22 protein-coding genes and 4 tRNA genes are annotated in these 24490 nt (G+C 52.9%); 12 read left to right on the top strand and 14 right to left on the bottom strand.

Annotated features, from left to right (window positions below; all coding sequences use genetic code 11):
• Positions 1 to 4: 4 nt before the first annotated feature.
• Positions 5 to 154, top strand: coding sequence for a hypothetical protein (locus JGC47_RS14930; protein ID WP_004160153.1), 150 nt, complete (start codon positions 5 to 7; stop codon positions 152 to 154).
• Between the two features lie 409 nt (positions 155 to 563).
• Here JGC47_RS14930 and JGC47_RS14935 read toward each other — a convergent pair.
• The 4 genes from JGC47_RS14935 to orn form a co-directional block, all read right to left on the bottom strand.
• Positions 564 to 639: transfer RNA gene (locus JGC47_RS14935), tRNA-Gly, on the bottom strand.
• A 397-nt stretch (positions 640 to 1036) separates the two neighbouring features.
• Positions 1037 to 1112, bottom strand: a tRNA-Gly gene (locus JGC47_RS14940).
• Positions 1113 to 1139: 27 nt separating this feature from the next.
• Positions 1140 to 1215, bottom strand: a tRNA-Gly gene (locus JGC47_RS14945).
• A gap of 178 nt (positions 1216 to 1393) precedes the next feature.
• Positions 1394 to 1957 (bottom strand): oligoribonuclease, encoded by a 564-nt coding sequence (gene orn, locus JGC47_RS14950; protein ID WP_013035805.1) that lies wholly within the window; start codon positions 1955 to 1957, stop codon positions 1394 to 1396.
• Positions 1958 to 2048: 91 nt separating this feature from the next.
• Between orn and rsgA the strand changes: the two genes are divergently transcribed.
• The 3 genes from rsgA to mscM all read left to right on the top strand — a co-directional run bounded on the left by rsgA (position 2049) and on the right by mscM (position 7452).
• The gene (rsgA, locus tag JGC47_RS14955; protein WP_004160160.1) at positions 2049 to 3110 is read left to right on the top strand and encodes a small ribosomal subunit biogenesis GTPase RsgA; all 1062 of its coding nucleotides are present in this window, start codon (positions 2049 to 2051) and stop codon (positions 3108 to 3110) included.
• Positions 3111 to 3206: 96 nt separating this feature from the next.
• Positions 3207 to 4106 (top strand): archaetidylserine decarboxylase, encoded by a 900-nt coding sequence (gene asd / locus JGC47_RS14960; RefSeq protein WP_004160162.1) that lies wholly within the window; start codon positions 3207 to 3209, stop codon positions 4104 to 4106.
• 10 nt (positions 4107 to 4116) lie between these two features.
• Entirely contained in the window at positions 4117 to 7452 is a 3336-nt protein-coding gene (gene mscM / locus JGC47_RS14965) for a miniconductance mechanosensitive channel MscM (RefSeq protein ID WP_004160165.1), read from the top strand.
• Positions 7453 to 7547: 95 nt separating this feature from the next.
• Here the strand turns inward: mscM and epmA are convergent, their stop codons facing one another.
• Positions 7548 to 8525, bottom strand: a complete 978-nt coding sequence (gene epmA / locus JGC47_RS14970; protein WP_004160169.1) for an elongation factor P--(R)-beta-lysine ligase — start codon at positions 8523 to 8525, stop codon at positions 7548 to 7550.
• Between the two features lie 183 nt (positions 8526 to 8708).
• On the opposite strand from epmA, the gene JGC47_RS14975 reads away from it, so the two are divergent.
• Entirely contained in the window at positions 8709 to 9239 is a 531-nt protein-coding gene (locus JGC47_RS14975) for a lipocalin family protein (RefSeq protein WP_004160171.1), read from the top strand.
• A gap of 45 nt (positions 9240 to 9284) precedes the next feature.
• On the opposite strand, the gene JGC47_RS14980 is transcribed toward JGC47_RS14975, so the two are convergent.
• The 3 genes from JGC47_RS14980 to efp form a co-directional block, all read right to left on the bottom strand.
• Positions 9285 to 9416: an entericidin A/B family lipoprotein gene (locus tag JGC47_RS14980; protein WP_004160172.1), complete on the bottom strand. Its 132-nt coding sequence runs from the start codon at positions 9414 to 9416 to the stop codon at positions 9285 to 9287.
• A gap of 306 nt (positions 9417 to 9722) precedes the next feature.
• Positions 9723 to 10157: a papain-like cysteine protease family protein gene (locus JGC47_RS14985; protein ID WP_071524097.1), complete on the bottom strand. Its 435-nt coding sequence runs from the start codon at positions 10155 to 10157 to the stop codon at positions 9723 to 9725.
• Positions 10158 to 10501: 344 nt separating this feature from the next.
• Complete coding sequence (gene efp / locus JGC47_RS14990; protein WP_004160177.1) at positions 10502 to 11068, bottom strand: elongation factor P; 567 nt, start codon at positions 11066 to 11068, stop codon at positions 10502 to 10504.
• A gap of 41 nt (positions 11069 to 11109) precedes the next feature.
• On the opposite strand from efp, the gene epmB reads away from it, so the two are divergent.
• Positions 11110 to 12138, top strand: coding sequence for an EF-P beta-lysylation protein EpmB (gene epmB, locus JGC47_RS14995; RefSeq protein ID WP_004160178.1), 1029 nt, complete (start codon positions 11110 to 11112; stop codon positions 12136 to 12138).
• Between the two features lie 60 nt (positions 12139 to 12198).
• On the opposite strand, the gene JGC47_RS15000 is transcribed toward epmB, so the two are convergent.
• The 4 genes from JGC47_RS15000 to JGC47_RS17700 form a co-directional block, all read right to left on the bottom strand.
• Positions 12199 to 12543 (bottom strand): DUF4156 domain-containing protein, encoded by a 345-nt coding sequence (locus JGC47_RS15000; protein WP_004160179.1) that lies wholly within the window; start codon positions 12541 to 12543, stop codon positions 12199 to 12201.
• A gap of 191 nt (positions 12544 to 12734) precedes the next feature.
• Positions 12735 to 14381 carry a chaperonin GroEL gene (groL, locus tag JGC47_RS15005; RefSeq protein ID WP_004160181.1) on the bottom strand — a complete coding sequence of 549 codons (1647 nt, stop codon included), beginning with the start codon at positions 14379 to 14381 and terminating at the stop codon, positions 12735 to 12737.
• A gap of 36 nt (positions 14382 to 14417) precedes the next feature.
• Positions 14418 to 14711: a co-chaperone GroES gene (locus JGC47_RS15010; RefSeq protein WP_004160183.1), complete on the bottom strand. Its 294-nt coding sequence runs from the start codon at positions 14709 to 14711 to the stop codon at positions 14418 to 14420.
• A gap of 218 nt (positions 14712 to 14929) precedes the next feature.
• A complete protein-coding gene (locus JGC47_RS17700; RefSeq protein WP_013035802.1) occupies positions 14930 to 15388 on the bottom strand; it encodes an FxsA family protein in 459 nt (152 codons plus the stop codon).
• A 367-nt stretch (positions 15389 to 15755) separates the two neighbouring features.
• Here JGC47_RS17700 and aspA point away from each other — a divergent pair, with 367 nt between their 5' ends.
• From aspA to JGC47_RS15040, 5 genes are all read left to right on the top strand, one after another.
• On the top strand, positions 15756 to 17192 hold the full coding sequence (aspA, locus tag JGC47_RS15020) for an aspartate ammonia-lyase (RefSeq protein WP_004160186.1): 1437 nt from the start codon (positions 15756 to 15758) through the stop codon (positions 17190 to 17192).
• 237 nt (positions 17193 to 17429) lie between these two features.
• Positions 17430 to 18731 (top strand): anaerobic C4-dicarboxylate transporter, encoded by a 1302-nt coding sequence (locus tag JGC47_RS15025; protein ID WP_004160189.1) that lies wholly within the window; start codon positions 17430 to 17432, stop codon positions 18729 to 18731.
• 204 nt (positions 18732 to 18935) lie between these two features.
• On the top strand, positions 18936 to 20651 hold the full coding sequence (locus JGC47_RS15030; RefSeq protein ID WP_004160191.1) for a protein-disulfide reductase DsbD: 1716 nt from the start codon (positions 18936 to 18938) through the stop codon (positions 20649 to 20651).
• A gap of 37 nt (positions 20652 to 20688) precedes the next feature.
• Positions 20689 to 21264, top strand: a complete 576-nt coding sequence (locus tag JGC47_RS15035) for a transcriptional regulator (RefSeq protein ID WP_004160193.1) — start codon at positions 20689 to 20691, stop codon at positions 21262 to 21264.
• A gap of 110 nt (positions 21265 to 21374) precedes the next feature.
• Positions 21375 to 21450 (top strand) — tRNA-Phe (locus tag JGC47_RS15040).
• A gap of 266 nt (positions 21451 to 21716) precedes the next feature.
• On the opposite strand, the gene JGC47_RS15045 is transcribed toward JGC47_RS15040, so the two are convergent.
• Both JGC47_RS15045 and JGC47_RS15050 read right to left on the bottom strand, forming a co-directional pair.
• The gene (locus JGC47_RS15045) at positions 21717 to 21863 is read right to left on the bottom strand and encodes a hypothetical protein (RefSeq protein ID WP_004160197.1); all 147 of its coding nucleotides are present in this window, start codon (positions 21861 to 21863) and stop codon (positions 21717 to 21719) included.
• 401 nt (positions 21864 to 22264) lie between these two features.
• Positions 22265 to 23521 carry an MFS transporter gene (locus JGC47_RS15050; protein WP_013035801.1) on the bottom strand — a complete coding sequence of 419 codons (1257 nt, stop codon included), beginning with the start codon at positions 23519 to 23521 and terminating at the stop codon, positions 22265 to 22267.
• Positions 23522 to 23899: 378 nt separating this feature from the next.
• On the opposite strand from JGC47_RS15050, the gene JGC47_RS15055 reads away from it, so the two are divergent.
• Positions 23900 to 24304, top strand: a complete 405-nt coding sequence (locus JGC47_RS15055; protein ID WP_013035800.1) for a cupin domain-containing protein — start codon at positions 23900 to 23902, stop codon at positions 24302 to 24304.
• Positions 24305 to 24490 lie beyond the last annotated feature (186 nt).

The raw sequence follows: 24490 nt of genomic DNA on the forward strand, positions 1-24490 counted from the left end.
CCGCATGCTTAAAAAACTGCATCAGGGGAATAATCTGCGTTTTTGCGCCGGGCAATATCGCCCGAAAATATCGCGTAATGGTTTTGAACAGCGGGTGAGACCACAGCCGTTCAGGGATGCAGGGGGTGAAACGGGCTGGATAACGCACCATTAAGGCGTCACTACAGAAGAGAATAACCGGCTCCGCAGAAAGGCAGCTTCAACGACTGGTACGATGGGGAGAAAAAGGGATAATTCTGACGTCCGACCTTGTAACGGCACGGATTTTATTCGCTGATAAACTTTTCCACACGCTGTGTATAAAAATAGAAAAGCGTTGTCATTCAATCGTCACAGAGAACACAAGCAATTAAAATAACAAATTGGAATAGCTGTAATAAGTGAAATAACAATAAGTTAGAAATTAATCGTGAGGATCTACCTGGTTGGCACAGACAACCAACGCGAACTGAAGCTGTGGATAACTCTGTTTACAACAGTTTCCCGGCTGGGATTGACGCGTTATCGCAAACAGATTTTATCTGTGGATAATTTTCAGGCTAACGGATAAGGAAAATATATTCTGGAGCGGGAAACGAGACTCGAACTCGCGACCCCGACCTTGGCAAGGTCGTGCTCTACCAACTGAGCTATTCCCGCTTAGGAGTGATGCTGAATTTCTGCGCTAAAAATCTGTAACTAATTGATTATAGTAGCTTTTAACTCTTACTTTCGTAGGAGAGGTCGCTATTATGGACCTGTTTTTTGGCACTGGCAAGCGCTTGCACGCAAAAAATTCAAGCCGTGCTGATATTGCGCACCCGCCCCGTTTAACCGACGCTCATTCAAGGTGGTGTCGACCACGATAAGCGTAGCCCGTTTTCGACAAAACTGACGCCATTTTCCCGGTGACGCATCACTGGCCGTACCGCGCGAGGCAGAAGGGGGCTGGTCATCAGGGGGGGGCTTAGTGATGGTAGTACGGAAACAAAAAAAGAGCCGTACGGCTCTTTTTTTGATGGTTTGCAGAGAGCATAACAGATCTGCAAACTGAATTTGGAGCGGGAAACGAGACTCGAACTCGCGACCCCGACCTTGGCAAGGTCGTGCTCTACCAACTGAGCTATTCCCGCTTGGGTGGTGCTTTCACTGCTAAAATTTGGAGCGGGAAACGAGACTCGAACTCGCGACCCCGACCTTGGCAAGGTCGTGCTCTACCAACTGAGCTATTCCCGCTTAGGCGCAACGATGTAAATTCATCACCGTTACGGGTTGCGCATTATACGAGGATTTGCCCGTACCGCAACCCCGGCAACAAAAAAATTTCAGATCTAACCTCTGACTGCCGACTAAAACAGCAGAATGGCGTTTTAATCAGCATTTTAAACCGGGTTGCCGCGTTGAGCCGGTGCGGTTAACCGGCCTGCGGCGGCGCCAGCTGAATAAAGTGTTCGCGGTAGTAAGCCAGCTCCGCCACCGACTCCCGAATGTCATCCAGCGCCTGATGAGTGCCCTGCTTCTTAAAGCCCGCCAGGATATCCGGCTTCCAGCGGCGCGCCAGCTCTTTTAACGTGCTGACATCCAGGTAACGGTAGTGGAAATACGCTTCCAGCTGCGGCATATATTTAAACAGAAAGCGGCGATCCTGGCCGATGCTGTTGCCACAAATGGGTGAACTGTTAGCAGGCACCCACTGTTGCAGAAATTCAATGGTTGCCAGCTCGGCGGCACGGTCATCGACCTGGCTGGCCTTTACCCGCTCCACCAGCCCGCTATTGGTATGGGTACGCACGTTCCACTCGTCCATCAGCCCCAGCTGCGCATCGGACTGATGTACGGCAAATACCGGTCCTTCAGCAAGGATATTCAGATCGGCATCGGTCACCAGCGTGGCGATTTCAATAATACGGTCCCGTTCCGGGTCCAGCCCGGTCATTTCAAGATCAATCCAAATCAGGTTATTAGCATTTGCTGTCATAGTGCGTCTCGGCGGCATCGTAGTGAATTAAGGTGTATGATAGACGTTTTGCCCTGCCAGGGCGAAATATGCCGAAACGGTGTGAGGAAAAGTGAGTAAAAACAAACTCTCCAAAGGTCAGCAACGTCGCGTCAGCGCCAACCACGATCGTCGCCTGAAGCAACGTGCAGATAAACCCGAACCGGACGACAATCTGTTCGGCGAAGCGCGCGACGGCGTGGTGATCAGCCGGTTTGGTATGCATGCCGACGTAGAAGATGCGGATGGTTCCGTGCACCGCTGTAATATCCGCCGTACCATTCGCTCGCTGGTGACCGGTGACCGGGTGCTCTGGCGGCCGGGCGTTGAGGGCGGTGCCACCGTTAAAGGGATTGTCGAAGCGGTACATGAGCGCACCTCGGTCCTGACCCGCCCTGATTTCTACGACGGCGTAAAACCGATTGCTGCCAATATTAATCAAATCGTGATTGTTTCAGCGATTTTGCCGGAACTGTCGCTGAATATTATCGACCGTTATCTGGTCGCCAGTGAAACCCTGAACGTGGAACCGCTGCTGGTGCTGAACAAAACCGACCTGCTCGACGATGAAGGCCGCGAGTTTGTTGATGAGCAGATGGAAATCTACCGCCATATCGGTTACCGCGTGCTGATGGTTTCCAGCCACAAAAAAGAGGGGCTGCGTGAGCTGGAAGGTGCGCTGACCGGCCGCGTCAGCATTTTCGCCGGTCAGTCGGGCGTGGGTAAGTCCAGCCTGCTGAACGCCCTGTTGGGCCTGGAACTGGGCAGCGAAGAGATCCTGACCAACGATGTTTCCGATGTCTCTGGCCTTGGCCAGCACACCACCACCGCCGCCCGCCTGTACCATTTCCCGCACGGCGGCGATGTCATCGACTCCCCCGGCGTGCGAGAATTTGGTTTGTGGCATCTTGAACCGGAACAAATCACCCGGGGATTTGTCGAATTTCGAGATTACCTCGGCGGTTGCAAGTTCCGTGACTGCAAACATGATACCGATCCGGGCTGTGCGATCCGTGCAGCAGTAGATAAAGGCGAAATCGACGAGTCACGCTTCGTCAATTACCACCATATCCTGGAAAGTATGTCCGAAGTGCAGGCGAAGACCCGCCGCAGCTTCTCGGCGGATAAAGAGTGAAAACCCGCTGAGGTAACCGTCATAGTCTGAAACCCCGGGCGCTGATACAATCCGCACCCCTTCAATTTTGCAGTTCGCTTAAGCCAGGAGGCTAACGTGTTAGATCGTATTAAACTCGGCTTGAATCATTTACTGCCCAAAAAAGCCCTGACCGAACTGGCCGGCTGGGGAGCCAGCAAGCGTGCCGGGTGGTTGACCAAAGCGGTCATCGATGCTTTCGTCTGGTACTACAAGGTTGATATGAAAGAGGCGCAGAAACCTGATACCGCCAGCTATCGTACCTTCAATGATTTCTTCGTGCGCCCGCTACGCGATGAAGCACGCCCGATTGAAACCGACCCTAACCTGCTTATTTTGCCGGCCGATGGCGCTATCAGCCAGCTCGGCACGATTGAAGACGACCAGATTTTTCAGGCGAAGGGCCACACCTATTCGCTGGAAGCACTGCTGGCGGGCAATGCCGCCATGACCGATATGTTGCGCAACGGCGAGTTTGTTACCACGTACCTTGCGCCGCGCGACTATCACCGCGTGCATATGCCTTGTAACGGTATTCTGCGCGAGATGATCTACGTGCCGGGCGATCTCTATTCAGTCAACCCGCTAACGGCACAACATGTCCCCAATCTATTTGCCCGTAACGAGCGCGTCATCTGCCGCTTTGATACTGAATTTGGCCCGATGGTGCAGATTCTGGTGGGCGCAACCATTGTCGGCAGTATCGAAACCGTTTGGTCGGGAACCGTTACGCCACCGCGTGAAGGCGTGATTAAACGCTGGAGCTGGCCGGGTGCCGAAGAAGATGGGTCGGTGGTATTGCTCAAGGGACAGGAGATGGGCCGCTTCAAACTCGGCTCGACGGTGATTAACCTGTTTGCCGCCGGTAAAGTGAAACTGGCTGAACACCTGACGGCAGGAAGTCAAACCCGTCTTGGCGCACCGCTGGCCACCGCGCTACAGAAAGAGAGCGCTGAAGACGTCCTTCATCACCCATAGCGGGATAGCCATGTCACGTCTGATTCTGACTCTTTTGTTAGGCTGGAACTTGCTCCAGCCAGTTTATGCCGCCAGCGTACCGGATGCGCAGCAGATCAAACAGGAACTTGAGGAGGCCAGGTCCAACAAAACCAGTGCGAATCAGACGGCGATTGTCGACGCGTTGCAGTCCACGCTGAACTGGCTGGAAGAACGCCAGCAATCCCTCGACCGGGCACAGGATTATCAGCAGGTTATCGATAACTTCCCCAAACTGTCGCGAGAGCTGCGCCAGCAGATCGCCACGCAGACTGACAGCAGAAAACCGCTGCGCAGCAGCATGAGCGCCGCCGATCTTGAGCAGGAGATCCTGCTGGGTAGCAGCCAGCTGCTGGAGGAGAGCCGCCAGGTTCAGCAAGAACAGGATCGCGCCAGGGAAATCAGTGACTCCCTTTCTCAGCTACCGCAGCAGCAAACCGAAGCGCGTCGTGCACTGGGCACTATTGAGCGCCGCCTGCAGGGGCAGCCATCCCCTTCTACCCCGGCAGGCCAGGCACTGCGGGCACAAAGACAGGCTGAATCCGCCGCGCAGAAGGCGCGGGTAGATGAACTGGAGCTGGCGCAACTGTCGGCCAATAACCGTCAGGAACTGGCGCGCATGCGCGCTGAAGTGCACCAGCGCAAAGCTGCCGAGCTGGACGGCTGGCTGCAAGAATTGCGCAACCAGCTAAACAACCTGCGCCAGCGCGAGGCCGAGCTGGCGTTAGCACACACCGAGCAGCTGGCAGAAGACAGCGGGGATATGCCGCACGGCATTACCGAACAGTTCCGCATTAATCGGGAGCTGTCCGCAGCGCTGAATCAGCAGGCGCAGCGTATGGATCTGGTGACCTCGCAGCAGCGCACCGCCGCCAATCAAACCATTCAGGTTCGTCAGGCGTTGAGTACTATCCGCGAACAGTCGCAGTGGCTGGGCGTGTCGAACGTGCTGGGTGAAGCGCTGCGCGCACAGGTCGCCCGATTGCCTGAGATGCCCAAACCGCAGCAGCTGGATAACGAAATGGCCGAGCTGCGCGTCAAACGCCTGTATTACGAAGATCTGCTGGAACAGCAGCCATCGCTGCGTCAGCTGCGCCAGGATGACAACAGTAACCTGACCAGCGAGCAGGAGCGCATTCTCACCGCGCAGTTGAAAACCCAGCGTGAACTGCTGACCTCGCTGCTTTCCGGCTGCGATACCCTGATTCTGGAAGTCACCAAGCTGAAAGTAGGTAACAGCCAGCTGGTGGATGCGCTCAATGAAGTGAAGGAAGCCACCCACCGTTATCTGTTCTGGACCGCTGACGTCAGTGCGTTAAGCTTCAGCTATCCGCTCGAACTGGCGCACGATCTTAAGCGCCTGCTGTCGCTTGATACCCTCGGTCAGTTGGGGGGAGCGATGGTGATGATGGTCACCAGCCGTGAAACCCTGCTGCCACTTTTCGCCGCCATTGTGCTGGTCGGTTTCAGCATAAGCTCTCGCCGCCACTTCCGCGCATTTCTTGAACGCGCTTCCAGCAAGGTGGGCAAAGTCACCCAGGATCAGTTCAGCCTGACGATACGCACCGTATTTTGGTCAATTTTGGTTGCCCTGCCGCTGCCGGTACTGTGGGCGGCACTGGGTTACGGTTTACAGCATGCCTGGCCCTGGCCGATTGCGGTTGCCATTGGCGACGGCGTCACCGCCAGCGTACCGCTGCTGTGGGCGTTTATGGTCTGTAACACCTTTGCCCGTCAGCAGGGGCTGTTTATTGTACACTTCCGCTGGCCGCGAAATCGCGTCGCGCGCGCAATGCGTTTCTATACGCTGTGCATCGGGCTGGTGGTTCCGCTGGTGATGCTGCTGATCGCTTTCGATAATCTGTCGGAACGCGAGTTCTCACCTACCCTTGGCCGCCTGTGTTTTATTCTGATTTGCGGCGCACTGAGTATGGTAACGGTAAGCCTTAAACGTGCCGGTATTCCACTGCACCTTGACAAAGAAGGCAGCGGCGAGAACTTTATCAATAACGTCTTGTGGAATGTGATGATTGCCATCCCGATGGTGGCGGCACTGGCTTCCTGTGTTGGTTATCTGGAGACCTCCCAGGCCCTGCTGGCCAGGCTGGAAACGTCGCTGGCTATCTGGTTCCTGCTGCTGGTGATTTATCATATTATTCGGCGCTGGATGCTGATCCAGCGCCGACGCATTGCCTTCGATCGCGCACGCGCGCGCCGCGCGGAAATCCTCGCCCAGCGCGCACGCAGCGAAGAAGAACTGGCCGCCCAGCAGACTGCCGCCGATAACATCGAGATCGAAGAGCCGGTTATCGATCTCGATGCCATCAGCGCGCAGTCGCTACGGCTGGTACGCTCGATCCTGACGCTGATTGCGCTGGTCTCGGTGATCGTCTTGTGGTCAGAAATCCACTCTGCCTTTGGCTTCCTGGAAAATATTCGCCTGTGGGATGTCAGCACTACCGTACAGGGCGTCGAAAGCCTGCAACCGATTACGCTCGGCTCGGTGATGATCGCCATTCTGGTGTTGATCATCACTACCCAGCTGGTACGCAATATGCCCGCGCTGCTGGAACTGGCGCTGCTGCAGCACCTTAGCCTGACGCCGGGTACCGGCTATGCCATTACCACCCTGACTAAATATCTGCTGATCCTGATCGGCGGCCTGACGGGCTTTGCCCTGATTGGCATCGACTGGTCCAAATTACAGTGGCTGGTTGCCGGTTTGACCTTAGGGTTAGGCTTTGGCCTGCAGGAGATCTTCGCCAACTTTATGTCCGGCTTGATCATCCTGTTTGAAAAGCCGATCCGCATCGGCGATACCGTGACCATCCGCGATCTGACCGGTAGCATCACGCGGATTAATACCCGTGCCACCACCATCACGGACTGGGATCGCAAAGAGATCATCGTGCCGAATAAGGCATTTATCACCGAGCAGTTTATTAACTGGTCGCTGTCGGATTCCGTCACCCGCGTGGTACTGAGCATTCCGGCTCCGGCGGAAGCTAACAGCGAAGAAGTGACCAACGTGCTGTTAACAGCCGCACAGCGCTGTAGCTACGTGCTGGAAACCCCACAGCCGGAAGCCTTCCTGGTGGATTTACAACAGGGGATCCAGTTATTTGAATTGCGTATTCACGCCGCCGAGATGGGGCACCGTATGCCGCTGCGCCATGAGCTGCATCAGCTGATCCTGCGGGGTTTCCAGGAACACGGTCTGGAGATGCCGTTCCCACCATTCCAGGTGCGTATGGAAACCTTCGGGCGTAAAGTCCCCGCCAGCAAAGGTGTACCGACGGCGCGTAGCTTCAAATCTGGCGGGGTTTAGCACGAACGGCAACGACTTGTGCCGCCCCGCCCATGACAAACGCACTGCGTGCACCTTGGCGCGGGCGTTCTGTCTCTGTCGCACTAAGCGCCTGCTTAACAGCGATCTACCGTAAAGGCGATAACGTCACTGAGTCGTTCCGCCTTTAGCGCCAGCATCACCAGACGGTCGACGCCTAACGCCACGCCGGAACTCTGCGGCATCCCCTCTGCAAGCGCATCCAGCAGATAAGTATCAATCGGCTGTTGCGGCAACCCGGCTACGGCGCGCTTGTGGTTATCCTGTTCAAAACGCTGGCGTTGTTCGCGGCTATCGGTCAGTTCGCGGAAACCATTCGCCAGCTCAATTCCCTTGAAATAGACCTCGAAACGCTCGGCCACGCGATGGTCTTCCGGGCTGATTTCGGCCAGCGCGGCCTGGGACGCCGGGAAGTGATAGACAAACGCCGGTTTCTCTTTGCCGATTTCCGGCTCCACGCCAAGCACAAACAGCAGCTGCAACAGGGTATCGCGGTCTTCTTCACGGTTGGCGAGGTCAGCGGCACCGAGTTTCTCTGCCACTTCACGCAGCTGCGCTTTATCTGCCGACAGAGGGTCAATCTCCAGATGACGCTGAAACGCCTGCTGGTACGAAAGGGTTTCTGCCGGCGCGCACTCAAGCACCTGCTGCAACAGGTCATCGACCTCATTCATCAGCCGGTACATGTCGTAATGCGGGCGATACCACTCCAGCATAGTGAATTCCGGGTTATGATAACGCCCCATCTCTTCGTTACGGAAGCTGCGACACAGCTGATAAATCGGGCCGCTACCCGCTGCCAGCAGGCGTTTCATGTGGTATTCCGGGCTGGTCATCAGATAAAGATCGACGCCCGCTGCCGCCCCCGGGCCAACGAAGCGCGTCTGAAACGGGAACAGGTGTACATCGGTTACCGTTGCCTGGCTCATCGCCGGGGTTTCCACTTCCAGTACGCCACGATCGGCAAAGAAACGCCGGATTTCAGCCAAAATCGTCGCTCGCTTTAATAAATTGGCGATCGATGCACTCGGCTGCCAGCTGGCCGTATCGCTCATATTATCTACTCCAAAGTCAGTCAGGGGGAAAAAGTCTACCTGCCTGCGTAGTAACACACAATTCTGCGCAAAATAATACCCTATGATGACGCAGACAAATCGTACCAGCGCCTCTCCCGCGACAGAGGCACCCCTGAGCTTTAGGTCTATAATGTAATGATTGATTGGTAAAGGGATCGTCTTATGAAGTTGTGGAAAAAGCTTACAGCCATTGTCGGCGCACTACTTTCCGTGGCCTGCAGCACCACCCCACCGGCTGGCGTGACGCCGGTAGCAAATTTTGACAGCAAGCGCTATCTCGGCAGCTGGTATGAAATTGCCCGATTTAATCATCCCTTTGAACGCGGACTGGATCACGTCACCGCCAGCTACAGCCAACGCGACGATGGCGGGCTGAAAGTGGTCAATCGCGGCTTTAACCCGAAGAAGCAGCGCTGGCAGGAGAGCACGGGGAAAGCGTATTTCACCGGCCCGAACGATCGCGCGGCGCTAAAAGTGTCCTTCTTCGGGCCATTTTACGCCGGCTACAATGTGATAGCGCTGGATAAAGATTACCAGCATGCGCTGGTTTGTGGGCCAAGTCGTGACTATCTCTGGATATTATCGCGCACGCCACAGCTGGATGAGCAGGTTAAGCAGGGGCTGGTTGAACAGGCGCGGCGGGCCGGGTTCGCGGTGGATAAGCTGATCTGGATCGATCAGCGCCAGGCCTGAGGATGAAGTGACAGGCTGGTGCGGCGCATCAGCCCGTTACCTCATTTACTGGGTGCTTCTCTGAATCGCTTTACCGCCCGCTTCAACATCTTCGCCTACGCCACGCGTGGTGTTGCAGGCCGTGAGCACGGAAGAGAGCACCAGAACAGAAAGCAGAGCAACAAGACTTTTCTTCATAGCCATTTCCTTTTCGTTAGCGTTTAAGCACAGCGTTATAAGCATAGCCATGATCTCTGCGGCTGGCTGGAAAAATGAACACGCTATTTTCAGAAGAATGCACGTTCAGTTTACAGTGCTGCGCGTCCATGCCGGGCCGCGCAGAACGCAGCGGATAGCCATTCTGGATCAGCAGGGAGGAGAGTTAATGCGCCTGTATTCATCGCATGGTGCTTATCCATGCGGTCGTTCCCCCCGCGGTCCATTGATCCGTTTTACCGCTTATACGTTGCAGTAATGACTTTGGAATGCTCCCCCTGAGAAGAGCTAATTTTCACTGTATAACATGGCGTGTGGCACCCGCCATGCCAGACGCTGGTTGAATGAATCCAACGGCATGGTCAGATCCGGACCGCGTTGCGGATCGTGAAAAATAATCGCATCGTTGGGCTTGTCTATCCCGGTCAGCACAGACATATGCCAGCTGCCGGCCGGGGTTTGCCAACCAAACATAATGGGTCCATGGCGACACAAGAGATTGCCGAGTTCATTGGCTGAAAACTGCCTTGATTCCGGTAAACTCACTTCGGCAAGGTTTTCATTTCGCATCAGCCTGAGCACATCTTCACGTTGTTGTAGTCCTTGCGGGCCTGAAGAGTCATAGAGTTCTGGCAGCCCCAGCCGTGGGCCGCTGCTGATGCTATGGCCCAGCATTCTGGTGCAGGCATACCAGCAGCCCATTCGCTCATTCTGTTGAGACACATAAGGTACATGGTTTAAGCGAAAGCCGGCGTTACTGCGAGAGCCGGAACTGCTTCCAGAGTCGTACCCTCTGGACTTTTTACTTTTGCCGAAACATCCGCCAAAAGATGGCGCTGCGGCCGGTAGCTGGGACCAGGGTTTGATGACATCGCCATCGCGGCTTACTTTCTCTGATTGACGAGGCTGGTGCTCGATTACGACAGGGGCGGGGGATGTGAGATGACTGACTTTCACTATTTAGTTACTCTACGTTAGTAATAAATTAGTGAGTGAATTACCGTGTAATAAAGTTCCTTCGCTTTAAGAATTATCGGGGCCTGCTGATCAGGCCCCGTTCGCCCAGCTTATTTTACGCGCGAAACGTATTCGCCAGAACGGGTATCCACTTTAATCACTTCGCCAATCTGCACGAACAGTGGCACTTTCACTACCGCACCGGTAGAGAGAGTCGCTGGCTTTCCACCGGTACCGGCGGTATCACCTTTCAGGCCAGGATCGGTATCAACGATCTCCAGCTCGACGAAGTTCGGTGGCAGAACCTGGATCGGCTTACCGTTCCACAGGGTCACGATACATTCAGCATTGTCGAGCAACCATTTAGCCGCATCGCCCACGGTTTTCGCTTCAACAGGATGCTGTTCGAAGGTTTCCGGGTGCATAAAGTGGTAAAACTCACCGTCGTTGTACAGGTAGTTCAGGTTAGTATCGACCACGTCCGCGCCTTCAGCGGAGTCGGTAGACTTGAAGGTTTTCTCAACGCGGCTGCCGGTCAGCAGGCGACGCATTTTCACGCGTGCGAAAGCCTGGCCTTTGCCCGGTTTAACGAACTCGCTGGATTCGATAGCGTAAGGTTCGCCTTCGAACATGATTTTAAGACCGGGACGGAAATCGTTGCTAGAATAAGTCGCCATAAAGGCCCTCTACAATTTATTACTGGTACTTAGCCAAAAAAATGGCACACATTGTAACCCTAAATACCCCTGTGCGAGAAGAATGGCTGCATCAACTTGCTGATGTCATCACCGATCCCGCTGAATTGCTGCAGCTTTTAGCGTTGCAGCATCATCCTGAGCTGGTTTCAGGCCATGACGCACGGCGTCTTTTCGCCCTGCGCGTACCCAAGGCGTTTGCGGCACGTATGCGCAAAGGCGATCCGCAAGATCCTCTGCTGCTGCAGGTGATCACCTCGCGACAGGAGTTTGTCGATGCACCAGGTTACAGTGCCGATCCGCTCGATGAGCAGAGCAGCGTGGTGCCGGGTCTGTTACATAAATATCGTAATCGTGCGCTGTTGCTGGTCAAAGGCGGCTGCGCCGTCAATTGCCGTTACTGTTTCCGCCGTCATTTTCCCTACCAGGAGAACCAGGGGAATAAGCGCAACTGGCAGCAAGCCCTGGAGTATATCCGACAACAGCCAGAACTGGATGAGATTATTTTATCCGGTGGCGATCCGTTGATGGCGAAAGATCATGAGCTGGACTGGCTAATCGGCCAGCTTGAGCAGATCCCGCACCTCAGGCGTCTGCGTATTCACAGTCGTCTGCCGGTGGTGATCCCGAAACGTATTACCGAAGCCCTGTGTCAGCGCCTGGCTCAGACACGTCTGCAAACGCTGATGGTTACCCATATCAACCACGCTCAGGAGATTGATGAGGATCTGCGTCACGGCATGCGTATGCTGAAACGCGCCGGGGTCACCTTGCTTAACCAAAGCGTGCTGCTGCGCGATATCAACGACAGTGCGCCTGTGCTTGCCGCACTGAGCAATGCGCTGTTTGATGCCGGCATCCTGCCCTACTACCTGCACGTGCTGGATAAAGTGCAGGGCGCAGCGCATTTCTACGTCAGTGACGAGCGCGCACGCATCATCGTGCGTGAGCTGCTGACAATGGTCTCAGGCTACATGGTGCCAAAACTGGCGCGTGAGATTGGTGGGGAGCCGAGCAAAACGCCGCTGGATTTACAGCTGCGTCAGGAATAGACGCAGTGCGGGCAGATCGACGATCCGCCCTGGGCTGGCGATGTCCTTTAAATCTGCCTGTTAAGGGCACTTATAGACCTGGCCGCTCATCTTACTATCCAGCGGTGCGAAGCTGGACCAGAAGTTCTGGGTAGGACTGGTAGCACCATAGATCACGTTGCCGCCCATCTCCGCCGCACGGTTACGCAAATCGTTAGCCGCACCGCGCAATGAACTGCCTTCCCCACCGGAGCCAGAGAACCAGTTACTTTGTGCGCCGGTGACGTTGCCCAACAGCTGGCAGCGACTGGTTGGCTGCTGGTCAGTAAAGGTCACGCGCTCGCCCGCAGAACTCAGCGTGTGAGAAGAACTACAGCCTGCCAGCAGCAGCGCCGCCACAGAGAGTCCCAGCAAGTTGATCCGCATTTTATTCCCCATATTATTATCATCAGTGTCAGGCCCGGGCATCGCTGAAATCTTCAAGATTTCCGATCCATCCTTACCCCATAACCCGCTTATCAGGTTAGCTTTACGCCATTATTTATACTATTTCCCCGCCAAAAAGAAAAACCCCCTGTCAAAGACAGAGGGTTTATTCGGACAGGTGCCTTGGGGGATTACATCATGCCGCCCATGCCGCCCATTCCACCCATGCCGCCGCCAGCACCTAAGTCAGGTGCATCGCCTTTAGGCAGGTCGGTCACCATGCATTCGGTAGTGATCATCAGGCCAGCAACAGAGGCCGCGTACTGCAGAGCAGAACGGGTCACTTTAGTCGGGTCAAGGATACCGAAGTCGATCATGTTGCCATACTCTTCGGTCTGCGCGTTGTAACCGTAGTTACCTTCGCCTGCTTTTACGGCGTTAGTCACTACAGATGGCTCTTCACCGGCGTTAGAGACGATCTGACGCAGTGGAGACTCCATTGCGCGTAGCGCAACTTTGATACCCACGTTCTGGTCTTCGTTCTGACCACGAAGGTCAGCGAGCACTGCCGCAACGCGAACCAGCGCCACGCCACCACCAGCAACCACGCCTTCTTCAACCGCAGCACGGGTTGCGTGCAGGGCATCTTCAACGCGTGCTTTTTTCTCTTTCATTTCAACTTCAGTTGCTGCGCCCACTTTCAGTACGGCTACGCCGCCCGCCAGTTTCGCTACGCGCTCCTGCAGTTTTTCACGGTCGTAATCAGAAGTCGCTTCTTCGATCTGCTGGCGGATCTGAGTTACGCGGCCAGAGATAGCCACTTCTTCACCGGTGCCATCAATAATGGTGGTGGTGTCTTTATTGATAACAACGCGTTTTGCCTGGCCCATATCTTCCAGAGCCGCTTTTTCCAACTCCATACCGATTTCTTCAGAGATCACGGTACCACCGGTCAGCACGGCGATATCCTGCAGCATGGCTTTACGACGATCGCCGAAGCCCGGTGCCTTAACCGCAGCCACTTTCACGATGCCACGCATGGTGTTCACCACCAGAGTAGCCAGCGCTTCGCCTTCCACATCTTCCGCAATAATCAGCAGTGGTTTACCGGCTTTAGCAACCGCTTCCAGTACTGGCAGCAATTCACGGATGTTGGAGATTTTTTTATCAGCCAGCAGGATGAACGGGGATTCCAGCTCTACGGCACCGGTTTCTGGCTTGTTGATGAAGTAAGGCGACAGGTAGCCACGGTCGAACTGCATACCTTCAACCACGTCCAGCTCGTCCTGCAGGCCGGTACCTTCTTCAACGGTGATCACACCTTCTTTGCCCACTTTTTCCATCGCCTGAGCAATCAGTTCGCCCACGGTTTCGTCGGAGTTCGCAGAGATGGTACCTACCTGAGCGATAGCTTTAGAGTCAGAGCAAGGCACAGACAGTTTTTTCAGCTCTTCAACCGCAGCGATGACTGCTTTGTCGATACCGCGCTTCAGGTCCATTGGGTTCATACCAGCAGCAACGGCTTTCAGGCCTTCGTTAACGATGGACTGAGCCAGTACGGTCGCGGTGGTGGTGCCGTCACCGGCAGCATCGTTGGCTTTAGAAGCGACTTCTTTCACCATCTGTGCGCCCATGTTTTCGAACTTGTCTTCCAGTTCGATTTCACGCGCTACGGAAACACCATCTTTAGTAATGGTGGGTGAACCGAAGGATTTATCCAGCACCACGTTACGACCTTTCGGGCCAAGGGTCACTTTTACTGCATCTGCCAGTACGTTGACACCGCGCAGCATTTTTACGCGAGCGTCATTACCGAATTTTACGTCTTTAGCTGCCATTTTATCTTTTTCCTTAAATTCGTTACGTTCAGTAAATTACGCTTCAACAATCGCCAGAATGTCGCTTTCTGAGATGATCAGAACTTCTTCGTTGTCGATTTTTTCGGTTTTCGCGCCGTAGCCTTCGCTGAAGATGACCACGTCACCCACTTTCACGTCCAGCGGCTTCACATCACCGCTTTCCAGGATGCGGCCGTTGCCAACTGCCAGCACTTCACCACGGGTAGATTTACCCGCTGCAGAACCGGTCAGTACAATGCCGCCAGCAGATTTGGATTCAACTTCTTTGCGCTTGACGATCACACGATCGTGCAATGGACGAATTTTCATTGTTAGCTCTCCTTTGAGAAGTCCAATCAGTTTGGGATGAAAGCCGGGCTACAGTGGCTACCGGCCTTGTGACGGAAGAGATGCGGCCGTACTGATGGCCTTTCAAGGGGCGGAGGTAATTTTTTTTTTAACTGCGGCGTTTGCCGTTTTTTTAGCCGTAAGAGAATGCAGATAGTAAAACGGCGCGCCTGTGAGAGTGCGCGCCGTAGCAGAAGGGATTATTGATGAGGGGGATTGCCATCGTCGTGTTCAATCCGCTTAGCCTCTTTGCGCTCAAACTCACCGTCAACGGTGAATCCGCTATCGGCGCCTGTGCCTCGCCACACTTTCAGATAGGGCATGAGCTTGAGCGTCAGATGCTTCTGCACCGGTGGTAGCAGCAGCAGCAGGCCGATAAAGTCGGTAAAGAAGCCCGGCAACAGCAGCAGAAAACCCGCCAACATCAACGACACACTTTTGATCATCTCTGCTGCGGGGCTTTCACCCGCATTGAGCTTCTGCTGCATCAGCATGAAGTTTTTCATTCCCTGGTTTTTCACCAGCGAAATACCTATGCAGGAGGTGAAAATCACCAGCAGCATCGTTAGTAACACGCCAACAACATGGGCAACCTGAATGAAAAGAGAAATCTCAATCCATACCAGGACAAACATAATTAAGAACGGTAACCAGCGCACCGTATTCTCCTGTATCAATGGTCGCCTTGCAGCAAACACGGCGACCTGCAAAAAAGGCTCGTAACGCCCTATTATATAGAAAATGGGAGCGCCAACCCGATTTTTAAACTTAAAATGTTGAAAATCCTTTGGGAACTTCCAATGTGACCTGGAACAGATATCATTGAAACTGTTTGATATAACACGAAATTCAACCGCTTCGGTTTCAGGCTTTTGCATTTCACCGGAATATGATCGTGCTCGCCCCGACACAAACAGATAAAATGTCGCAACAGGCGTACCACGGCGCATACTTACGGGATGATGCCTGCTAACACAGCAGTGACACTGTGATGATTCTATCAGTATCCCCTTAAAGAAGGTTCTCATGGTTAATAACATTCGTATCGAAGAAGACCTGCTGGGCATGCGCGAAGTTCCTGCGGATGCCTACTACGGTGTTCATACTCTGCGTGCGATTGAAAACTTTTACATTAGCAACAGCAAAATCAGCGATATTCCTGAGTTTGTTCGTGGCATGGTGATGGTTAAAAAGGCAGCAGCGTTGGCGAACAAAGAATTACAAACGATCCCGCGCAACGTGGCGAATGCCATTATCAATGCCTGCGACGAAGTGCTGAATAACGGTAAGTGTATGGATCAGTTTCCGATCGATGTGTATCAGGGCGGAGCGGGCACTTCAGTCAATATGAACACCAATGAGGTGCTGGCTAACATCGGCCTGGAGTTAATGGGCCACCAGAAAGGTGAGTATCAGTTTCTTAACCCGAACGATCACGTCAACAAATGCCAGTCCACCAACGATGCCTATCCTACCGGTTTTCGCATCGCGGTTTACAGCTCCATTCTCAAACTCCTCGACGCTATTGGTCAATTGAGCGAAGGCTTTCAGCGGAAAGCGGTTGAGTTTACTACCATCCTGAAAATGGGGCGCACCCAGTTACAGGACGCGGTGCCGATGACCCTCGGCCAGGAGTTTCATGCCTTCAACGTGTTGTTAAACGAAGAGATACGTAGCATTTTGCGCACCGCAGAATTGCTGCTGGAAGTCAATCTTGGCGCAACGGCAATCGGTACACGCCTCAACACCCCGGATGGCTATCAGCAGCTGGCGGTGGCAAAACTGGCGGAAGTCAGCGGCCTGGCCTGTGTTCCAGCCGAAGACTTAATTGAAGCCACTTCCGACTGCGGTGCCTATGTAATGGTACACAGCTCGCTGAAGCGCCTGGCGGTAAAGCTGTCGAAAATCTGTAATGACCTGCGCCTGCTCTCCTCCGGTCCGCGCGCCGGGCTGAACGAAATCAACCTGCCAGAATTGCAGGCCGGTTCGTCAATCATGCCAGCCAAGGTGAACCCGGTGGTGCCGGAAGTGGTCAATCAGGTGTGCTTCAAAGTTATTGGCAACGATATCACCGTTACCATGGCTTCTGAAGCCGGTCAGCTGCAGCTAAACGTGATGGAACCCGTGATCGGTCAGGCGCTGTTCGAATCCATTCATATTCTGACAAACGCCTGCTATAACCTGCTGGAAAAATGCGTCGACGGCATCACCGCCAACAAAGCGGTATGTGAAGCCTACGTGTTTAACTCGATCGGTATCGTCACCTACCTTAACCCGTATATCGGCCACCATAACGGCGATATCGTCGGCAAAATCTGCGCAGAAACGGGTAAAAGCGTGCGTGAAGTGGTGCTGGAGCGTGGTCTGCTGACTGAAAGCGAGCTGGATGATATCTTCTCTACACAAAATTTGATGTTCCCGGTGTATAAAGCCAGGCGTTACACGGATGAAAACGAACAGTAATTCAGCAATCTGACAATGCCTCATCTCACCCCCTTATCAGGAAGGTGGTTGGCCGGTAAATCGCTGGCAGGCCTATCGAAAATGATAAAGTGAGAATGAGTACGCAGAGCCAACGCATCTGCCGCTTAAGCATAAAGGAGTATTTAAGGCACGTCGGTTTTTACTGCGACGTGCCTTTTGCTTTTTACAGCCCACAAATAATTAACAGCCAGTTAGCAATATATAAAGGAAAGCAATATGTTAGTACCAGAACTTCTTGTCGTCTTTGCCGCTATCTATCTGGGTAGCCGATTGGGGGGGATAGGCATCGGCTTCGCTGGCGGTCTCGGGGTGCTGGTATTAACCCTCGGATTTCAGATCTTGCCGGGGGCTATTCCGTTCGATGTCATAGAAATAATTATGGCGGTCATCGCCGCCATTGCCGCGATGCAGGTGGCTGGCGGCATGGACTATTTGGTTAATCTGGCCGAGCGCCTGCTGCGCAAGCATCCGCGTTATATTACCCTACTCGCTCCACTGGTGACGTACCTGATGTCGCTGCTGGCGGGAACCGGACATACGGCATTCTCCACGCTACCGGTGATTGCTGAAGTCGCCAAGGAGCAGGGCGTGCGCCCTTCGCGGCCGTTGTCGATTGCCGTGGTTTCATCGCAAATTGCAATCACCGCCTCACCGATATCAGCTGCGGTGGTGTTTATGGCCGGTATCCTGGAGCCAAAAGGGATCAGTTATCTGCTGCTGCTGGCGGTAGCTATTCCGGCTACCATGGCCGGTATCTTTATCGCTGCTTTGATCACTAATTTCCTCGGTAAAGAGCTGAAAGACGATGCGTTGTTTCAGGCAAGGCTGGCGAAAGGGGAAGTCACACTGCGCGGGGCCAGCAAGTTCGAGCTGAAACCCGGGGCGAAACGCTCGGTTCTGTTGCTGCTGACAGGCATTGTCGCCGTAGTGATGTACGCCACCGCTATCAGCGATGCGGTGGGGCTGATCGATAACCCGGTACTGCCACGTAATGAAGCCATTGTGGTATTTATGCTGACGGTGGCCATGCTGATCTGCCTTACCTGCAAAATTGATAGCGCAGAGATCCTTAATGCCAGCACCTTCAAATCCGGCATGAGCGCCTGCGTCTGCGTACTGGGCGTGGCATGGCTGGGAGATACCTTTGTCAAAGCCCATATTGGCGATATTCAGCAGGTGGCTGGCAATCTCCTGCATGATTATCCGTGGATGCTGGCAGTTATCCTGTTCTTTGCATCCACCCTGCTTTACTCTCAGGCGGCCACCACTAAAGCACTGATGCCTGCGGCGCTGATGCTGGGCGTCTCGCCGATCACCGCCGTCGCGTCATTTGCTGCGGTTTCCGCCCTGTTTGTCCTGCCAACCTATCCAACACTACTCGCGGCAGTAGAGATGGACGATACCGGCTCAACGCGCATCGGCCGCCTGGTGTTTAATCACTCATTCCTGGTGCCCGGCACGCTGGCTATCGTCCTGGCGGTGGCGTTTGGTTTCCTGCTGGGTGGGGTTATGCTGTAGACATGCCCCCGCGGGCCGATCGCCAACCGCGATTGGCCCCCGTCATGTCGTCATGGCAACAATGAGTTACCCGGCCCGATCGCCCTATCCTGAAAGCCCCATGCCCGCTCTGCCATGCTATTATCTGCGCTTGCAGTGCAAGGAATGGCCAGAACCTTGATATCTGCCATTGCCCGATTCACATGGAGAGAGTAAATAACCGACATGGTACAGCGCATCACGCCCTTTATTTTCCTGCTGTTAACCACCCTGTTCAACCTGAACGCCAGCGCAACACCGTTCGGACAGAACAACACCGGCCAGTTTGTGACGGTTAACCAGGCTTTTGCATTCGATTTTTCTCAGAAAAATGACCGCCTCACCCTGAGCTGGCAGGTAAAACCCGGCTATTACCTTTATCGCCAGCAGATCAAAATTAGCCTGAAAGGGGCAACGCTCGCCCGGTGGAGCCTGCCTGCGGGCCATCCGCATGAAGATGAATTCTACGGCAAAACTGCGGTTTACCCGGACAACCTGACGCTGCCTTTTACCCTTACTCAGGCCGCTACCGGCGCACAGCTCACCGTGAGCTATCAGGGGTGCGCCGCCGCCGGATTCTGCTATCCACCGGAAACGCGTAACGTGCCGTTAAACGCGGTTGTCGCGCAGAGTTCACCGGCAAATGCAGCCATGCCAGCCAGCTCATTAAAGGACAGTCAAGAACACTCTCTGCCATTTTCCACACTGTGGGCGCTGCTGATCGGTATCGGCGTTGCTTTTACTCCCTGCGTGCTGCCGATGTATCCACTGATCTCCGCTATTATCCTCGGCGGCAATCGCCAGTACAGCCTGGGCCGCCTGTTTGCACTTGCCATGTTCTATGTACAGGGGATGGCGCTGACCTATACGCTCATGGGGCTGGTGGTTGCAGCTGCCGGGCTGCGTTTCCAGGCCGCATTACAGGCACCTGCCGTGCTGATCGTGCTCTCGGCGCTGTTTATCCTGTTGGCGCTGTCGATGTTTGGCCTGTTCAACCTGCAGCTTCCCCCCGCGCTGCAAACCCGTCTGACGCTATGGAGCAACCGCCAGCAGGGCGGTTCACTGACCGGCGTATTCCTGATGGGGGCGCTGGCGGGGCTGATTTGCTCGCCCTGCACCACCGCACCGCTTAGCGCCATCCTGCTGTATATCGCCCAGAGCGGGAACATGCTGACCGGAGCCGCAACGCTGTATCTGTACGCACTCGGGATGGGCCTGCCGCTGATCGCCATTACCCTGTTCGGTAACCGGCTGTTACCGAAAAACGGCCCGTGGATGCAAACGGTAAAAGAAGGGTTTGGTTTTGTCATTCTCGCGTTGCCGGTATTTCTGTTGGAACGCGTGGTCGGTGAAATTTGGGGGATGCGCCTGTGGAGCGGGCTGTGCGTGGCCTTTTTCGGCTGGGCATTTATCACTAGCCTGAAGAGCAACCGCGGCTGGCTGCGCGTGCTGCAAGTTCTGCTGCTGGGCGCCATGCTCATCACTTCACGTCCATTACAGGACTGGGCTTTTGGCAACGCTCAAGGCCCGCAAGCGGCTGCCCCAATCAGTTTTAAACCTGTTACCCATGTTGAGCTGCTTAACCAGCAACTGCAAAACAGCACCGGCAAAATTACCATGCTCGACCTGTACGCCGACTGGTGCGTGGCCTGCAAAGAGTTTGATAAGTACACCTTCAGTGATGCCAGGGTACGTGCGGCGCTCAATCCTATGCAGTTGTTACAGGCCGATGTAACAGCTAATAACAGCCGTGACAGCGCCCTGCTTAAGCATCTGAACGTGTTGGGACTGCCGAGCATTCTGTTTTTTGCTGCCGACGGGCACGAAATTCCCGATTCACGCATCACGGGTTTTATGAAACCCTCCGATTTCCACGCGCATTTGCAGAAACTGACGCAGTAAATAACACTAACGTTAAATGATAAATGGGGAGAACCGCGTGCAGCGTGAAAAAGTACTTGGACAGGTTCTGAATATCCTGGAGCAGCATGGACTCGCCGCCACCTCTCTGGTGATGATGGCGAACGAGCTGGGATATAGCGAACAGCAACTGCAACGTTTCTGGCCAGATCGTGATGCGCTGCTGTATGACGCACTGCGTTATCATGGCCAGCAGATTGACACCTGGCGGCGCAAGCTGCTGTTGGATGACAGCCTGAATACCGAACAGAAACTGCTGGCCCGCTATCGGGTACTGGCAGAAGCGGTGAGAAATCAGCGCTATCCCGGCTGTTTGTTTATTGCCGCCTGTTGCTTCTATCAACAGCCGGATCACCCCATTCACGAGGTCGCGGAGCTGCAAAAGCAGGCATCATGGCAATTTAGTCACGACCTGCTCTGCGAGCTGGAAACCGACAACCCGCCACTGGTGGCGCATCAGATGGAGCTGATTCTGGAGGGGTGCCTGTCGCGCCTGCTGGTGAAACGTAACGTGCAAGAGGTGGAGAACGCTTGCCGCCTTGCGGAAGATATATTGAGCATTGCCCTGTGCCGTAAGAACGGCGCACTAAGCTGAACAGCTTTTATCCCCGGTGAATAAAAAGCAGACAGACGAGCGGGTTTTAACACTTTTTTATGACAAACCCGTTGACGACGAACGGCCTTTACGGTTTAATGCGCCCCGTTGCCCGGATAGCTCAGTCGGTAGAGCAGGGGATTGAAAATCCCCGTGTCCTTGGTTCGATTCCGAGTCCGGGCACCATCTTCAGAGCCTGTTCGTTAAGAAATGTATTCCTGACGGGCATGACAGTAACCCGGATCGTTATCGTGCAGGATGAGGTACATTCGTTCTGCATCTGATGATTTGGGGATCAAGAACCCGGATAATGTTGACGCATCATTCGGGTTTCTTCCGTCCCAACACTTTCAGTTACAGGTTTCCGCTTTTTACACGTTATTCTGTCAACCGTCTGTAAAAAAATTGCCCTGATTTGCCTCTTTCTCCGCACCAATTCCGTAAAATCCGACTTAAAAGCTCCCCCTGGTGGCAAAAGCTGCACCAAGATTTCTCCGCAGGGTATCAATATTGGCTTCAACGTACTCCAGCGTCACCGCCAGACGTGAATGACCGGGCAGCATCTGGACGTCATTGAGATTTCTCTCTGGCCTTTGCATCACAACTTATCCTCAGATTTTGCCCCCTTATCCACCCGCGAGCGGTGAATCAGAGCTGGTCGGTGGTTTTTCATAATGCACTGACCTGTGGTCGCGGTTTTGCCCCTAAAAGCGTCAACCAAGAAGTCGCACCGGAGAGTATACTCTTTTGTGATCACTGAGAAATTGTGAAATAAGCTTTACGACAAACGCCGTGGCCGGGGGAAGGTTATAGTAAGCAGATAATGCTCACCCCGGGGAGATATACAACAGCCATTCCTTACAAACCGGTTCAATCCGTCTTTATGGCTATTGAGAGGGTGAAATTCAGTATGTCATTGAATTTGAACTGCCTCGTATTTCATTGCGAATAGTATTTAGTTGAATACCAGGCAGGAGACATACCAGTTCTAAGTAAATCTTTAACTATCAGTTAGTCGGATTTTTATTTTTTTGTCATTTATAAGCATCAGAAACGCAATGCACAAACATAACAGTGACATTACGAAAAATACATTCTTCCCACACCACTCCAGCAACGCCCCACCAATAATTCGCCCTAAAGAAAGACCGAGCATAACTAACGTTGAGGCCCCCAGATAAGCACCACGATGATGTGCAGGCGCCAGACGGTCGAGCAAAATACTTAAATTGGGCAAGAGGATCGCTTCCGCAACGCTGAAAACAAACGCACAGGCCCCCCACCAAAGCGTGCTTGATGTCTCGTTGGACCAAAAAAGTAATTGTGAAACAGCTAAAATCACTACACCAACAGTAATTCGTTTCTCAAGTGAAGTATTGACGAAATAAGGTACCAGATATAACTGTGCAACCAATACAGTGAGAGCGTTGGTTACTAAAACCACCGTCACCAGATCGACTGCCAGTGCGGAGTCCAGCATCAAAAAATATTGTGGTAAAACTGAATCAAACTGAGAGTAAACTAAGTAGCTGAGAATGCTGCTGATAAGTACTACAACATAAACATTATCTTTCAGGATAACACGGCACATCTGCCAGGTGTTCATTTTCGTGTCGGATGTTTCATCCGAATCTTTGTGATCAACCAGTTTGCCGGCTGGAACAAAGAATAAAGAAAAGAGTAAAAAAGGTACATAAGAGAGAGAAGTTAAAAGAAAGGTGCTTTTTTGCGAGTTAAGCCCAATAGTAATACCAATAATTGGCCCACTTACCGCTGCGATATTTATTGCGCAGTAGCGAATTTGCAATGCAAGCTCTCGTCGTTTCTGATCTTGCAGTAAATCACTCATAAGTGCCCGACCAGGCACATCTGCCCAGGAAAAAGATATACTGGTCAATAAAAGACCAAAAGCGAAGACAGGCACACTATTCGCCATCCCTATACTGGCGTAACCAACGATGGCGAAAAGGCAACCAAATATCATCAGTTTTTTTCTTCCCAGACGGTCAGACATCGCCCCGCCATAAACCCCCATAATTATAGAAACAATCGTACAACCTGACATCAACCCTCCTATAGCGATAGGGGTAAGTTGATAAGTACGCGTCAGTATTATGGATAAAAATGGCCAAGCCATAAAGAAACTTATGCGTGTCAGGAATGTAAAAAATAGCAAGATCGATACCTTTCCAGGAAAGGTGGCAACTGTCTGTCTGATCGTCAGGTTGTCACTACATGCTATCGTGCGCTCTTTCATTGCTGCCTCATTAGAATTTCAATAAGTTCGGTTATATCGAGTGTTTTAATTGCAACCGGACATCTGACCTGATTGTAATAGTTCAATTCCGCAATATTTGATAAGCAAAATCACTCAGAAGGATCGTACCTATCGCTAGTATGTTTGGCCAATACATCAATAGTGCTGAACAAATTTAGTGTGAACTTTTTCTAATTAATGAGATATCGATCACAGAAAAAGGCATTAATCCTGGAAAGATGTTGTTCAAACTTTAGTTCATCAGTGCTAATTTGTTGATATGCAGTCATATGATTGCATCCTAATGATTTCATTAGGTTATTGTTTACGTATTGATAACCGTGATTTAACATTAATTTTTCTTCAAGGCAGGTTGATATGCATACAATACAGATTTCCAGGTGGGCCAATTCAGATTCAAAGGAAGGTTTACAGGTTGAATCAGGTCTCAGGCCAATAAAAATGTGCAACAGTGATGGGACAGGTACCCCTTTACTCAAGTTAAATTCCTTTGGAGCAGACGTTATAAGGTTTGGCGAGAATGAAGGAGTTACGAACCACACGCATGAAGGTGATCACATTCTTATCGTTATAAAAGGCTTTGGTTTTGTGGAGTATAACAAAGTTGATTATGCCCTCGAGCCGGGAGTTTGTTACATGGTGCCAGGGAATGTCGATCATGCAATTAAAGCCACAACGGAATTAGTAATGATTGCTGTAGGAAACAATCATCAACCGCTCGATAGCGAGGCCCGGATGGTGCCTGTCACTTCTGCCAGTTGAATTTAAAAGCCGTATTCCAGGATTCATGACTTTCGGATAGTGCATTTATATGACTTATCTCTATCCGAATTTATATGATATCGCTGCATAAGTCCTTAAAGAATTTATTGGCACATGAATACATAAGATAAGTACAGAAAATAATCTTTCAACTGTCTCGTGTCCTGTGACTGGAAGAAAATAGTT

The organism is Erwinia amylovora (assembly GCF_017161565.1).
In the GTDB taxonomy this organism is placed as follows: Bacteria; Pseudomonadota; Gammaproteobacteria; order Enterobacterales; family Enterobacteriaceae; genus Erwinia; species Erwinia amylovora.